At 72.8% G+C, this 14,112-nt stretch carries 13 protein-coding genes; 8 read left to right on the top strand and 5 right to left on the bottom strand.

Going from position 1 to position 14,112, the window contains the following annotated elements; all coding sequences use genetic code 11:
* Positions 1–97 precede the first annotated feature (97 nt).
* Complete coding sequence (locus LUX31_RS30035; protein WP_235478435.1) at positions 98–1,525, top strand: GH1 family beta-glucosidase; 1,428 nt, start codon at positions 98–100, stop codon at positions 1,523–1,525.
* 312 nt (positions 1,526–1,837) lie between these two features.
* Here the strand turns inward: LUX31_RS30035 and LUX31_RS30030 are convergent, their stop codons facing one another.
* Both LUX31_RS30030 and LUX31_RS30025 read right to left on the bottom strand, forming a co-directional pair.
* Positions 1,838–3,220 carry a sensor histidine kinase gene (locus tag LUX31_RS30030; RefSeq protein WP_235478434.1) on the bottom strand — a complete coding sequence of 461 codons (1,383 nt, stop codon included), beginning with the start codon at positions 3,218–3,220 and terminating at the stop codon, positions 1,838–1,840.
* Positions 3,217–3,921, bottom strand: a complete 705-nt coding sequence (locus tag LUX31_RS30025) for a response regulator transcription factor (protein WP_235478433.1) — start codon at positions 3,919–3,921, stop codon at positions 3,217–3,219. The genes LUX31_RS30030 and LUX31_RS30025 overlap by 4 nt, the downstream gene beginning before the upstream one ends.
* A gap of 119 nt (positions 3,922–4,040) precedes the next feature.
* Between LUX31_RS30025 and LUX31_RS30020 the strand changes: the two genes are divergently transcribed.
* Complete coding sequence (locus LUX31_RS30020) at positions 4,041–4,571, top strand: hypothetical protein (protein WP_235478432.1); 531 nt, start codon at positions 4,041–4,043, stop codon at positions 4,569–4,571.
* 26 nt (positions 4,572–4,597) lie between these two features.
* Here LUX31_RS30020 and LUX31_RS30015 read toward each other — a convergent pair whose 3' ends face one another.
* Together LUX31_RS30015 and LUX31_RS30010 are read right to left on the bottom strand one after the other, a co-directional pair.
* On the bottom strand, positions 4,598–5,467 hold the full coding sequence (locus LUX31_RS30015) for a spermidine synthase (RefSeq protein WP_235478431.1): 870 nt from the start codon (positions 5,465–5,467) through the stop codon (positions 4,598–4,600).
* A 37-nt stretch (positions 5,468–5,504) separates the two neighbouring features.
* Positions 5,505–5,936 (bottom strand): hypothetical protein, encoded by a 432-nt coding sequence (locus tag LUX31_RS30010; RefSeq protein ID WP_235478430.1) that lies wholly within the window; start codon positions 5,934–5,936, stop codon positions 5,505–5,507.
* A 280-nt stretch (positions 5,937–6,216) separates the two neighbouring features.
* Between LUX31_RS30010 and LUX31_RS30005 the strand changes: the two genes are divergently transcribed.
* A complete protein-coding gene (locus tag LUX31_RS30005) occupies positions 6,217–7,701 on the top strand; it encodes a hypothetical protein (protein WP_235478429.1) in 1,485 nt (494 codons plus the stop codon).
* 268 nt (positions 7,702–7,969) lie between these two features.
* Here LUX31_RS30005 and LUX31_RS30000 read toward each other — a convergent pair whose 3' ends face one another.
* Positions 7,970–8,566, bottom strand: coding sequence for a histidine phosphatase family protein (locus LUX31_RS30000; RefSeq protein WP_235478428.1), 597 nt, complete (start codon positions 8,564–8,566; stop codon positions 7,970–7,972).
* A 284-nt stretch (positions 8,567–8,850) separates the two neighbouring features.
* On the opposite strand from LUX31_RS30000, the gene LUX31_RS29995 reads away from it, so the two are divergent.
* The 5 genes from LUX31_RS29995 to LUX31_RS29975 are packed head-to-tail and all read left to right on the top strand — an operon-like array spanning position 8,851 to position 14,092.
* A complete protein-coding gene (locus LUX31_RS29995; RefSeq protein WP_235478427.1) occupies positions 8,851–9,816 on the top strand; it encodes a phosphatase PAP2 family protein in 966 nt (321 codons plus the stop codon).
* Entirely contained in the window at positions 9,767–10,960 is a 1,194-nt protein-coding gene (locus tag LUX31_RS29990; protein ID WP_235478426.1) for a hypothetical protein, read from the top strand. The genes LUX31_RS29995 and LUX31_RS29990 overlap by 50 nt, the downstream gene beginning before the upstream one ends.
* Positions 10,951–12,606 (top strand): hypothetical protein, encoded by a 1,656-nt coding sequence (locus LUX31_RS29985; RefSeq protein ID WP_235478425.1) that lies wholly within the window; start codon positions 10,951–10,953, stop codon positions 12,604–12,606. The genes LUX31_RS29990 and LUX31_RS29985 overlap by 10 nt, the downstream gene beginning before the upstream one ends.
* Positions 12,603–12,743 carry a hypothetical protein gene (locus LUX31_RS29980; protein WP_235478424.1) on the top strand — a complete coding sequence of 47 codons (141 nt, stop codon included), beginning with the start codon at positions 12,603–12,605 and terminating at the stop codon, positions 12,741–12,743. The genes LUX31_RS29985 and LUX31_RS29980 overlap by 4 nt, the downstream gene beginning before the upstream one ends.
* On the top strand, positions 12,740–14,092 hold the full coding sequence (locus tag LUX31_RS29975; protein WP_235478423.1) for an AAA domain-containing protein: 1,353 nt from the start codon (positions 12,740–12,742) through the stop codon (positions 14,090–14,092). Before LUX31_RS29980 ends, LUX31_RS29975 begins: the two co-directional genes overlap by 4 nt.
* Positions 14,093–14,112: the final 20 nt, after the last annotated feature.

Raw genomic sequence — 14,112 nt, 5'->3', positions numbered from 1 at the left:
GGTCACCGCCGCCTCGGCCCCCTTCGCACTCTCCCCCCACTTCCCTCTTCTCCTCTCCTACCCGTCGGTCTCCACGACCTCCTATGGGAGCGCTTCCATGACTGAGCCCGTTACCCCGGTGACCTTTCCTCCCGCCTTCCTCTGGGGCGCAGCGACCTCCGCGTACCAGATCGAGGGGGCGGTGCGGGAGGACGGCCGCACCCCCTCGATCTGGGACACGTTCAGCCATACGCCGGGCAGGACGGCCGGCGGCGAGCACGGTGACATCGCTGTCGACCACTACCACCGCTACCGCGACGACGTGGCGCTGATGGCCGACCTCGGCCTGACCGCGTACCGCTTCTCGGTCTCCTGGTCGCGCGTGCAGCCGACCGGACGTGGTCCCGCGGTCCAGCGCGGCCTGGACTTCTACCGGCGCCTGGTCGACGAACTCCTCGCCCACAACATCAAGCCGGCGGTCACCCTCTACCACTGGGACCTGCCGCAGGAGCTGGAGGACGCGGGCGGCTGGCCGGAGCGGGAGACCGCGCTGCGGTTCGCCGACTACGCCCAGATCATGGGCGAGGCGCTGGGCGACCGCGTCGAGCAGTGGATCACGCTCAACGAGCCCTGGTGCAGCGCGTTCCTGGGCTACGGCTCGGGTGTGCACGCCCCCGGCCGTACCGAGCCGCTGGCCTCCCTCCGGGCCGCCCATCACCTCAACCTGGCGCACGGGCTGGGCACTTCGGCCCTGCGGGCGGCGATGCCGGCCCGCAACACGGTCGCGGTGAGCCTCAACTCGTCGGTGGTGAGGCCGCTTTCACCGGCCCCGGAGGACCTGGCGGCGGTCCAGAAGATCGACGACCTCGCCAACGGTGTCTTCCACGGCCCGATGCTGCACGGCGCCTACCCGCAGACCCTGTTCGCCGCGACCTCGTCGATCACGGACTGGTCGTACGTCCTGGACGGCGACCTCGCGCTGATCAACCAGCCGCTGGACGCGCTGGGCCTCAACTACTACACGCCCACGCTGGTCTCGGCGGCCGAGGACCAGCCGACCGGCCCGCGCGCCGACGGCCACGGCGCGAGCGACTACTCGCCGTGGCCGGGCGCGGACGAGGTCCTCTTCCACCAGTCGCCGGGCGAGCGTACGGAGATGGGCTGGTCGATCGACCCGACCGGCCTGCACGACCTGATCATGCGCTACACGAAGCTGGCCCCGGGCCTGCCGCTCTACGTCACCGAGAACGGCGCCGCCTACGACGACAAGCCCGACTCCGACGGCCGCGTCCACGACCCGGAACGCATCGCCTACCTCCACGGCCACCTCCGCGCGGTCCGCCGCGCGATCGCCGAGGGCGCGGACGTCCGCGGCTACTACCTCTGGTCCCTCCTGGACAACTTCGAATGGGCCTACGGCTACAGCAAGCGCTTCGGCGCGGTGTACGTCGACTACGCGACCCTCACCCGTACGCCCAAGTCGAGCGCCCTCTGGTACGGCCGCGCGGCGCGGAGCGGGACGTTGCCGCCGGCGAACGGGGAGTGAGCGACCTCGGCTGACGGGGGTCGACCGGGGGTCGGGGCGCGGCACTGGAGGGGGGTGCCGTGCCCCGGCGGGGGCTGGTCCGGCGGGGGTTGGTCCGGCGGGGGTTGGTCCGGCGGGGGTTGGTCCGGCGGATGGGAACCGGGAGGGCGGTCGGGTGCGGGCCGGTGGGGGTTTCTCGCGCAGTTCCCCGCGCCCCTGAAAAGCAGGGGCTACGCCCCGTGCTTTTCGGCCCGCAGGGCCGGGTCCTTCAGGGGCGCGGGGAACTGCGCGACCAGCCCCCACCGGCCCGCACCCGACAGCGAACTCGAGACATCAGGTTCCGGAGTGCCGGCGGCACCAAGTCGCCCCCGTTCCCCGGCCCCGGTGTCCGCGTCGTACCGGCGCCCTGCCGTCCAGTTGGATCCAGATCCGTATCTCCGTGCCGCCGAGTACCGACGAGCCGATGCGTACGTCTCCGCCCGTCGACTCCGCGAGTCGGCGCACGATGTCCAGGCCCAGGCCGGTCGATCCCGCGCTGCCCGAGCCGCGCCCCCTGGCCATCGCGGCCTCGGGGTCGGTGATGCCTGGGCCCGCGTCCGACACCAGGACGATCACCGCGTCGTCGCCGTTGTGGACGTCGACCGCGAAGGCGGTGCCCTCCGGGGTGTGCCGGAAGACGTTGCCGAGGAGGGCGTCGAGGGCGGCGGCCAGGTCGGCGCGGGCCACGGGTATGCGTACCGGCCGGTCGACACCGGCCACCCTCACCTTCCTCCCCTCGTCCTCGGCGAGCGCCGACCAGAAGGCCATCCGCTCGCGCACGACCTCGGCGGCGTCGCAGCCGGCGCCCGGTCCGGCGACCGTCGTCTGGGGTTTGGCCTCGCGGGCGGTACGGATGATCGTGTCGACCTCGTGCTCCAGCTGGGCGACCGCGGTCCGGGTCTGGTCGGCGGCGGGCCCCTCGCCCAGCGAGGCCGCGTTCAGCCGCAGCACGGTCAGCGGCGTGCGGAGGCGGTGGGACAGGTCCGCCGCCAACTCCCTTTCGTTCGCGAGCAGTTGTACGACCTGGTCGGCCATCGAGTTGAACGCGACCGCCGCGAGGCGCAGTTCGGCCGGCCCTTCCTCGGGCACTCTGGCGCCCAGCTTCCCCTCCCCCAGTTCGTGTGCGCCCTCGACCAGGCGCTGAGCGGGCTGCACCATGCGCACGCCGAGCCGGTCGGCGACGGCGACCGATCCGACGACGAGGACGGCCCCGACACCCGCGAGCACCGCCCAGGCCAGGCCGACGCCGTTGCCGACCTCGGCCTCGGGGACGTACACCTCGACGACGGCTATCGCGCCGGAGCCGATCGCGACGGGCTGGAGAAGGGTGGACCCGCCGGACACCTCGGTGGTGGAGGCGCGGCCGAGTCTCCGGACGGCCTCGATGTCGGTGTCGGTGGCGCGCTGCCGCCCGAGATCGACCGCGCCCGTGCCCCCGCTCGCGGGGATGTGCACGGCCATGCCCGCGTCCGACCCCGCGGAGGCGACCACCCGTTCCAACTGGTCGCGGTCGGTGGTGATGGAGAGGGCAGGGGCGACGGCCGCGGCCTCCCGCTCGGCGTTGGAGAAGGCACGGTCGCGGGCCATCTCCCGGATGACCAGCCCGAGCGGCACGGCGAAGGCCACCACGACCATCGTCGTGACCGCCACGCAGACTTTCACCAGCGCCCACCTCACAGCGGCGGCTCCGCTCCCGGCGGCGCCAGCTTCACGCCTACGCCCCGCAGGGTGTGCAGATAGCGGGGCTGGGCCGCCGTCTCGCCCAACTTCCGCCGCAGCCACGACAGATGGACGTCGATCGTCTGGTCGTCGCCGTACGACTGCTGCCACACCTCCGCGAGCAGCTCCTTGCGCGCGACGACGACACCGGGTCGCCCGGCGAGGAAGGCGAGCAGGTCGAACTCACGGCGGGTCAGGTCCAGTCGTACGCCGTCCAGTTCGGCCTGTCGGCGCAGCGGGTCGATGGCCAGGCCGCCGACGCGGATGACGGAGGAGGGAGGAGTGTCCGCGGGCGCTGTGCGGGCGCGGCGCAGTACGGCGGCCATGCGGGCCGACAGGTGTTCGACCGAGAACGGTTTGGTGAGGTAGTCGTCCGCACCAGCGTTGAGCAGCCGGACGATCTCCGTCTCCTCGTCGCGCGCGGTGGCGACGATCACGGGCACATCCGTGATTCCGCGCAGCATCTTGAGGGCCTCGGACCCGTCGAGATCGGGCAGACCGAGATCCAGGATGACCACGTCGAAACGGAAGTGGGCGACCTCGCGCAGCGCCTCAAGGGCGGTGCCGACGCTGCGCACGAGGTGCGCGGCATCGGTCAGATGCCGGATGAGGGCGGAGCGCACGAACTGGTCGTCCTCGACCACGAGCACACTTGCCATGCGCCGCACCGTACGCCAATCCGGCGAGCCGGGTCCGACCCTGTGGATAACTCCCCGGCAGCCGCTCCAAGTCGGCAACAGGCGACACCGGTGGGGCGCGTGAGGCAGTATGACCGGCGATGCGCAGAGGACTCGTACACCTTCTGGCGTGGACGCTGGCCACGGGCGCGGCGGCCACGATGACGTGGTGGGGTGTGCACACGGTGATGGCGGGAACGGCGTACGACCCGCCCCGCGCGCTCCCCATCACGGCGGCCGACTCGGTGCGGCAGAAGTCGATCGTGCAGGAGCCCGCGGCGCGGACGCCGAAGCCTCTGCCCACGGCGACGAGCCCGAAACCGACCCCGACTCCGACCCAGGAACCCAGTCGGTCCGCCACGCCCGCTCCGACTTCCACCCCGAGCGCGACCGCTTCCAAGGCCCCGTCCACGACGGTGAAGGCGTACGACACCGACGGTGGGCGGGCGGTGTTCGACCTCGGGACGGACTACGCGACGCTCGTGTCGGCGACGCCGGGAGCGGGCTGGTCGATGCAGGTGTTCAAGACGGAGACGTGGATCCGGGTGGAGTTCAGCGCGGGCGCGGACCGGGTGTCGGTGTTCTGCACCTGGCACGACGGCCCGCCGCACGTCCAGATCCTCACCTACTGAACCTACTGACCGGCCGGCTCCCGGGTTCAGCGGAACACCGACGGTGGCGGTGCCGGTGAGGCGACGGCCGCCGCGTCCGTGACCGGTGCGGCGCCGCCGGTGAAGTCGGTGAGGGCGCGCCCGTGTTCGAGGCGGGCGGGGTGCGGGTCGGAGGCGGCGCGGCGGGTCAGTTCGGCGATGGGCAGCGGGTGCGCGGAGGCGACGAGCACCGCGTTGCCGAACCGTTTCCCCCGCAGCACGGCCGCGTCGGCGATCAGGGCGAGCTCCGGGAAGACGACTCCCACGGTGGCGATCTGGCCGCGCAGGTGGGCGAGCGGCGGCCCGTCGGCGAGGTTCGCGGCGTAGCAGCCGGCGTCTTTCACGACCCTGCGTACGTCCGTCAGGAACTCGACCGACGTCAGATGGGCCGGGGTGCGGGCGCCGCTGAACACGTCCGCGATGACGAGGTCGGCCCAGCCGTCGGGGACCTTGGCGAGTCCTTCGCGGGCGTCGGTGGAGCGCACCCGGATCCGGGCGTTCGGGTCCAACGGCAGCTCTCGGCGGACCAGTTGGACGAGGGCCGCGTCCCGTTCGACGGCCTGCTGGGTGGACCGGGGGCGGGTCGCGGCGACGTACCGGGCGAGGGTCAGGGCGCCGCCGCCGAGGTGTACGACCTGGACCGGCTTGCCGGGCGGGGCGACGAGGTCGATCACATGACCGAGGCGGCGCTGGTACTCGAAGGAGAGGTACGCCGGGTCGTCGAGGTCGACATGGGACTGTGGGGCGCCGTCGAGGAGCAGTGTCCAGGCGCGCGCCCGGTCCCGGTCGGGGATCAGCTCGGCGAGCCCGCCGTCGACCGTCTCGACGACGGCCTCGGCGGCCGACTGTCCGCGCCGCGCGTTTCTGGACTTTCCCATTCCCCCATTATCGGGGTGGGCCACCGGGGCCACCGGCTCAGTGACGGTTGTCGGCGGCCTCGATGAGCCGGGCCGCTTCGCCGAGTGCCGCGCGGAGCACCGCCGGGTCGGTGGCCAGGTCCGCCTCGCCGGGCGGGAGCAGCCAGTCCGAGCCCTCGACCGGGGGTTCGGGATCGGGGACCGCGAGGCTCAGGCCGCGCCCATTGGTCTCCGTGCAGGTGCTTCCGGGGACGTCCCAGGCGGCGGCGGTGCCCGGCGGGACCAGGAAGGCGAGGGTGTCGCAGCCGTCGTCGTGCAGTACGGGGCCGACCGCGTCGCCGGCACCCCGGCGCAGGATGTCGACCGCTTCCAGCCCCTGCCGGGCCGGGACCGTCACCAGATCGCAGTCGGGCAACGCGGGTGCTGTACGCGTTCTGAACGGCGTACACGGATCGGTGCTCTGGCTGATCTCCATCCCGGCCTCCACCACGGAACCCCTCCTAGTGCGAGTGGGTCGGGAGTTCGGGTGGCTCCCGGTCCGCCAGGTTCAACGCGTCAGAACGTCAACGGCTACGGCACAAGACCGCCGCAAAGGATGGCAGTTCATGGCAGATCGTGGATGAGATATCCGGTTTGTAGCCAAACCCCGCGTGGTGGGTCGTGCACAGCGGGTACGTTCTTGCCCGCCGGAAACAGGGCGTCCGATGGATAACTGTTCCAACTCGCCAGGAATCCGGCACGGTTCGACGGTTCGCAGAGAGGGCCCGGCCATGACGTCGTCAACGGTGACCTCGTCGCAGTCCCCACGGCCGCCACGGCCGAACCTCGCCTTTCGGCAGTTGCGCGGGCAGCGCTCTCCGGGCGAGTTCGCCGCGGCGGTACGGCGGGCCGCCCGCGAGATCGGTGAGCGGGTGAGCTGTGACGCGCGCTACATCGGCCGGGTCGAGGCGGGCGAGATCCGCTGCCCCAACTACGCGTACGAACGGGTGTTCCTGCACATGTTCCCCGGACGGACACTCGCCGACCTGGGGTTCGCACCCCGCGCTTCGGTGCGCGGGCGTGGGGCGCGCGAAACGGGGGACACGCCCCCTGCGCACCTCGCGATCCCGCCGTCCGGCACTGGTGAGACGGCGGGGGTGCACGAGCCGTATGACACGCAGGACGCACAAGAAACACCCGACACGTACGACACGTACGACACGCAGTACCCGTACGAAACGCACGACAACTACGAGGAGAGCGACGTGCTGCGTCGCGCATTCATGGCGGGCGGTGCCACTGTGGCAGCCGCCTCCCTGAGCCCCTTCGGGCTCACATACGAGGCTTCGGCCGCGGGCCGTCCCATGCGCCGCGTCGGGACCGGCGAGGCGGGGGCCCTGGAAGAGGCCGTACGCCGGATCAGGCTGCTCGACGACCGGCACGGCGCCGACGGTCTCTACCGGCGCGCGGCGGCTCCGCTGCGGGCCGCCTACGAGCTGCTCGACGCGGGCGCGGTACGGCGGACCACCGCCGACCGGCTGCACGCGGGCGCCGGTGAACTCGCCATCTCCGTCGGCTGGCTGGCCCACGACTCGGGCCGCTTCGACGACGCGCGCTCGCACTACGCGGAGGCGCTGGCGACGGCCCGGGTGGCCGGGGACGCGGCCCTGGAGGCGCACGCCTTCTGCAACACGGCGTTCCTCGCGCGCGATGCGGGGCGTCCGCGCGAGGCGGTCAGAGCGGCGCAGGCGGCTCAGCGCGTGGCGCGGCCACTGGGCTCGCCCCGGCTGATGTCGCTGCTCGCGCTGCGCGAGGCGGGCGGGTGGGCGGGGCTCGCCGACCGCGCGGGGTGTGAGCAGGCGCTGGCGCGGGCGCAGGGGCTGTACGAACGGGGGCCTTCGGAGGCCGATCCCGAGTGGATGAGCTTCTACGGCGAGGCGGAGCTGGAGGGCTTGGAGGCGCAGTGCTGGTCGACGCTGGGCGACTGGCCGCGGGCGGCTCGGCACGCGCGGCGGGCGGCGCACCTGCAGAACCCGCACTTCACGCGGAACATCGCGTTGTACACGGCCGAGCTGTCGGATGACCTGGCCCGTGGTGGCCATCCGGACGAGGCGGCGGCGGCGGGTATGCGTGTACTGGACCTTCTGGACGAGGTCCAGTCGTCCCGCATCCAGACGATGCTGGCGGCGACGGCTCGGGTGCTTTTGCCTCACCGGCGGGCGGCGGGGGTGTCGACGTTCCTGGAACGCCACGCGAGCGTGCGGCGCACGGCGTGAGCGACTTGGCGGCGGGCGGGTGGGGCTGGTCGCGCAGTTCCCCGCGCCCCTAAATGCCTGCCCCAGGCGGCCGGAGATCGCAGGTACCGAACGATTGTCCAACCCGTCCGGCTGTGGGCCCGGTGGGGGCTGGTCGCGCAGTTCCCCGCGCCCCTAAAAGCACACCCGCCTAGCTGCGGGCATGCGTGCCGCTAGGGGCGGCACGGGTGGGCGCAGCGGCGCCCCGTGCAGCGCCGGGCTGCGCGACCCACCCCCCGGCACCAGCCCCTCAGTCGGTCAGGTGGCCCACGTCGTTCCAGGTTTCTATCGCCGGGGCGTCGTACGCCCAGCCCAGTACCGACAGTGACGTCGGGTTCAGTCTGATGCGGGATGCGAAGTCGAGCGGGAGGCCCAGCCAGCGGGCGCCGATCGTGCGGAGTATGTGGCCGTGTGCGAACACCAGTACGTCTCGGTCCATCGACCGCGCCCACTTCACCACCTCGTCCGCGCGCGCGGACATCGACTCCAGGCTCTCGCCCCCGGGGACCCCGTCCCGCCAGATCAGCCACCCCGGCCGGACGGCCTGGATCTCCGCCGGGGTCATGCCCTCGTACGCCCCGTAGTCCCACTCCATCAACGTGTCCCACTCGGCCGCCCGCTCGCCGAAACCCGCTATCTCGCACGTCTCCCGCGCGCGTGCCAGAGGACTCGTGCGCACCTCGACCCCGGAGAGGCCGTCGAAGGGCGGCCGGTGGAGACGTTCGCCGAGCAGTTTGGCGCCGCGTCGGCCCTCCTCCAGGAGGGGGACGTCGGTCCTGCCGGTGTGCTTGCCGGCCAGCGACCACTCCGTCTGTCCGTGCCGGGCCAGCAGGATGCGCGGTGCCATGAGAGACCCTTCCGGGGGGAGACTGTGAGTGTGGCGGACAAGGTGAGAGGCGAACGTCAGGGGGCAATCAAGCGAATCAGGGGTACCGAAAGGCGGAAAAGCAAGGCGGAACCCCTCCATCATCGCGCACGCTGTGCGAGGGCAACCCGGGGGTCGATCTTTGCGTCCTGTGTGACAGGGGCGCCCGATGGGGCGTTCACGTACACCGTAAAATCGGACGAACCGCAGGCCACCGACGACCGGAGGCGCAGCTCGACGGGGACAGAGAGTGGGAGAGAGATCGGATGCCGCGGACCGATACTGCACCGACGGAGCCCGTCGCTCCCACCCGCCTCCGCTGGTGGACCGAGCTGCCACTGATCCTGCTGGTCTACGCGTGCTACTCCGCCGGACGCCTGCTGGTGAAGGGCAACGAGTCGACCGCCGTCGAGCACGGTCTGGCGATCCTCAGGTTCGAGAAGGACCTCCGGCTCAACGCCGAACACCCGCTCAACCGCCTGTTCACCCGCGAACCCTGGATCGGCATACCCGCCGACTTCTGGTACGCGTCGCTGCACTACATCGTCACCCCCGCCATCCTGATCTGGCTCTTCCGGTCCCGCGCCGTCCGCTACCGGGCGGCCCGCACCTGGCTGATGACATCGACCTTCATCGGGCTGATCGGCTTCACCCTGCTCCCCACCTGCCCGCCCCGGCTCCTCGAACCCGGTCACGGCTTCGTGGACACGATGGCCCAGTACAGCTCGTACGGCTGGTGGGGCGGCCAGGCCAGCGCCCCGCGGGGGCTCGGCAGCATGACCAACCAGTACGCCGCGATGCCGAGCCTGCACGTCGGCTGGTCCCTGTGGTGCGGAGTGATGCTGTGGCGGTACGGCGGTACGCGCACCACCAAGGTCCTGGGTGTCGCGTACCCGCTGATCACCACGATCGTGGTGATGGGCACCGCGAACCACTACCTCCTCGACGCGGTCGCGGGCGCCGCCGTGATGGGCCTCGGGCTGCTTCTCGCCCCGCACGTCATGCGGAACGCGGACCGCGCGAAGGTGTGGATCACGGTACGGATCACGGCTCGTGTCGCGCCCGGCTCAGCGCGCTCTCGCGGCGCAGGGGCCTCAATTGTCAGTGGTGGATGCCAGACTGCCCCGCGTGAGCGAATTCCAAGGCAGCGCGAGTCCGTCTTCGGGCCAGGGGCCGAGCCCGGTGCCGCTTCCGCGGACGCCGGGGACGGCGCTGCGGCAGCGGCTCGCTGAGCTGCGCGGTCCGGACGTACCGGCGAAGGCGCTGGACGCGCGTGCCCTCGCGGCCCTCGCCGCCAACCCCGGGTGCAAGCGGCGCGCGATCCTGGACGGCGCGGGGGTGAACAAGGCGACGCTGGCGAGCGCGCTGGGCTCACCGTCCGGCTTCGGGCAGTCCCAGTTCGCGCTGGCACGCGGCAACACCTTCGAGGCCCGGGTGAAGGCCGACGGCGGCGCGGAACTGCTCCGGCTGGTGCACGAGAAGCTGGACCCGGGTGCCGTACCGCCGACGGAGGCCGAGGTCCCCGACCTCACGGCGACCGGCCCTGAGGGCCGCACCGCGCGGACGGCGCTGGCTCTGCGCGACGCCCACCTGGCGAGGAGCGACAGCGCTGCGGGCGGCTGGACGCTTCTCGACCATCCGATGCTCGCCCTGGACGTCGCGGGCTCACCCGCCTTCCTGGAGCCGGACGCGGTGGTCGTGCACCCGGACGGCGGCTGGACGGTTGTGGAGATCAAGTCCTTCCCGATGCTGGACGGTTCGGCGGACCCCGCGAAGGTGGGCGCGGCGGCCCGCCAGGCCGCGGTGTACGTGCTGGCGCTGGAGGAGGTCGCCGCCCGGCTCACCCGGGACGGCACCGCCCCGGCGCCGACCGTCAACCACCGCGTCCTGCTGGTCTGTCCCAAGGACTTCTCCAACCTCCCCGCCGCATCCGCGGTCGACGTCCGCAAGCAGCGCGCGGTGACCGGTCGCCAGTTGTCCCGGCTGACCCGGATCGAGGACATCGCCGACACCCTCCCCGAGGGCACCTGCTTCGCCCCGGACCTGCCCACCGCCGAACTGACGGCCGCGGTCGAGTCGGTGCCCGCGGAGTACGCGCCGGAGTGCCTGTCCGCGTGCGAGCTGGCCTTCCACTGCCGGGACCGCTCCCGCGCGCGGGGCGCGGTGACGTCCCTGGGCCGTTCCGTACGGGCCGAACTGGGCGCCCTGACCACGGTCGACGACGTCCTGGCGGCGGCCCACGGCCGGTCCGGCGACCCGGAGGACCCGACGGTGGCCGCGCTGCGCAGAGCGGCGGCCCTGCGCGCGGAGGCGCTGAACACCCCGACCGTGTCCCTGCCCTCTCCGCCTTCTCCGGAGGGAGCCGCATGTCGCTGATCACCACCCTCGCCCGCCTCGAAGCCGTCAGCACCGGCCGCGCCCAGCCCGCCGCCACCGTCCGGCACCGCCACCTCTCCGAGCGGCCCCTGGTCCTCGTACCACTGACCACCGCTGGTGAGGCCGGGGCCCCGCTGGGCGCGCTGGTCGGCGACGACCGGGACGCGCCTCGCCTGCTCGTCGTCCCGCAGCCGCGCGATCGCGACCTCAGGTTCGCGTTCCTCGCCGAACTGGCGGACGTGGTCCTGCCGTTCATCGACTCCTACGCCGACGCCGTGGAGGCCGCCGAGCGCAACGAGACCGACCCGGAGACCGGCAAGCGGGTCAAGGTCGAGGTCGAACTGTGCGCGGACGCACCCCAGTTGATCGTCCCGAGCCGCGCCGGCGTCGACTTCGTACGCCTGCTGGGGCGCTCGATGCGCTTCCGCCGTACGGCGGAACAGGACCCGGAGACACCGCATCCGGCCCCGCCCCGGGTGCCGTTGCTCGGCCGCTGGTTCACGCACTACGGGGAGCGGGCCCGGGTCCCCGGCTCCGCCCTGCTCCTGGCGCTGACGGACGTGCTGTCGCGGCACTGGGCCACCGGGCAGTCCACGCTGGAGGACCAGCACCTGGGCGCGCTGCTCGCCTGGATCGACCCGCCGGACGGGGAGTCGGGCGCCGAGGCCGCACTGGGGGCCGAGTTGGCGCGGGACGCGAAGGGGCAGCTGCTGTGGCCGCCGGCCGGTCCGGCGACGGACCCGGCGTTCGACAACAAGCTGCTGGCCCCCGCGATCGAGCGCTTCAACCGCGCGCGGACGGCGCACGCCGCCGCCGAGGACGGATTGGAGGCGGACGACCGGCTGCGTGAACTCACCGCCGCCGAGCGGGAGTTGCACGCCCTCGTCGAGAGCCGTACGCGGCCCACCTGGGACGCGGTGTGGCGCGGCCTCGACCTGTTGCGGGCCCTGCCGGAGGGTGCCCACGCGGCCGACCGGTGGACGCGCGACCGCTGGTCGTTCACCGGCCACCGCGACCGGGTCACCGCGGGTGAGCCCCCGCAGCCACGCCGCGACGACGCGGTGACGGCGGCGAACAAACTCGCCACGCGCGAGCGCGAACAGGCCCGCCTGGAGGCCCAGGAGGCCCTGGACGACCCGCTGGTGATGGCGGGGCGGCGACTGTCCGGGGAGGCGTTCGCGGGCGAGGTCATCGATGTCGTCATGACGTACAGCGAGGGCAAGCGCCCGAGTCCGCGCCCGCTGGTCACCGTACGCACGGACGACCGCCCGCAGCTCGGGGAGCGGGCGAAGGTGTACCGCTCACTGGGCGGCAAGCCACAGGCGGCGGAGTTCGTGCGCCATGAGGACGGCCCGGAGGACGGTCCGAGAGCGGAGGGTTCGGGAGCTGAGGGTTCGGGAGCGGAGGGTTCGGTGATCGTCCTGCGGGTGGTCGACAAGATGGGCCGGGGCAAGGAGCCGGAGGCCGGGTCGGTCCCGGAGAAGGGCGACCTCGTCTGCTTCACCCTCTTCGAGCACGAACAGCGGGGCGGAGCGAAGCTCCCGGACGCGGACCAGACCCCGTGGACGCATGGCGGCCCTCCGGGCGAGCAGGCGGCGACGACGGTTCCGGAGCCGGACGCGGTGACCGAGGAGGATGTTCTGTGAACGCCGGTTCGCGGAGGGGCGGTTCGGCCTCCGGCCAGCGACGTTTCCGCCGCCGCGCCGAGGCGACCGTCCGCGCGCGGACGGGCCCGTCGACCCCCGGCACCATCCGCCCCACCCCCGAGGAAGGCCCCCTGTGACCGCCGCCCGCACCCCGCAGGCCGCCTTCGACCCCGGGGCCGCCGCCGGCCGGGCCACCGACGCGATCCTGCGCGACACGCTGCACGGCGCCCACCGCGGGGTCGTCGTGGACTCGCCGCCCGGGGCCGGGAAGTCGACGCTCGTGGTCCGGGCCGCGCTCGAACTGGCCGAGGCCGGGCGCCCGTTGATGGTCATCGCGCAGACCAACGCACAGGTCGACGACCTTGTCGTGCGGCTCGCCGAGAAGAACCCCGAGCTGCCTGTGGGGCGTCTGCACAGCAGTGACGCCGACCCGTACGACAAGGCGCTGGACGACCTGCCGAACGTACGGAAGTCCGCGAAGGCGGCCGAGCTGGCGGGCCTGGACGTGGTCATCTCGACGGCCGCCAAGTGGGCCCACGTCAAGGTCGACGAGCCGTGGCGGCACGCGATCGTGGACGAGGCGTACCAGATGCGCTCGGACGCGCTGCTCGCCGTCGCGGGACTGTTCGAGCGGGCGCTGTTCGTGGGTGACCCGGGGCAGTTGGACCCGTTCGCGATCGTCGGCAGCGAGCAGTGGGCGGGCCTGTCGTACGACCCGTCGGCCTCTGCGGTCACGACCCTCCTGGCCCACAACCCCGAGCTGCCCCAGCACCGCCTGCCGGTGTCCTGGCGGCTCCCGGCCTCGGCGGCGCCGCTCGTCTCGGCCGCGTTCTACCCGTACACCCCGTTCCGCAGTGGCACCGGCCACGGCGACCGGCGGCTCGCCTTCGCGGTCCCGTCGGACGGCTCGGGCCCGGACCGGGTCCTCGACGAGGCCGCCGAAACGGGCTGGGGCCTGCTGGAACTCCCCGCCCGGCACACCCCTCGTACGGACCCGGAGGCCGTACGCGCGGTCGCCATGGTCGTACGCCGCATGCTGGACCGGGGCGGTGCGGCCACCTCGGAACGCGGGCCGGACCCGACGCCCCTGACCGCCGACCGCATCGCGGTCGGCACCGCACACCGGGACCAGGCGGCGGCGGTCCGGGCGGCGCTCGCCGAGCTGGGGGTCACAGACGTCACCGTCGACACGGCGAACCGGCTCCAGGGCCGGGAGTTCGACGTGACAGTCGTCCTGCACCCCCTCTCGGGCCGCCCCGACGCCACCGCCTTCCACCTGGAAACGGGCCGCCTCTGCGTCCTCGCCTCCAGACACCGGCACGCGTGCGTGGTGGTGTGCCGCGCGGGCGTGACCGAACTCCTGGACGACCATCCGTCGACGGAACCGGTACAGCTGGGGGTGACGGTGAAGTTCCCGGATGGGTGGGAAGCCAACCATGCGGTGCTGTCGCATCTCGCCGAGCACCGGGTGCCCTGGCGGCCGTAGTCGCAGATCAGGTGCCCTGT

It is taken from the genome of Streptomyces sp. GQFP (genome assembly GCF_021545335.1).
Lineage (GTDB): Bacteria > Actinomycetota > Actinomycetes > Streptomycetales > Streptomycetaceae > Streptomyces.
This window is presented reverse-complemented; position numbering and strand designations above follow the sequence as displayed.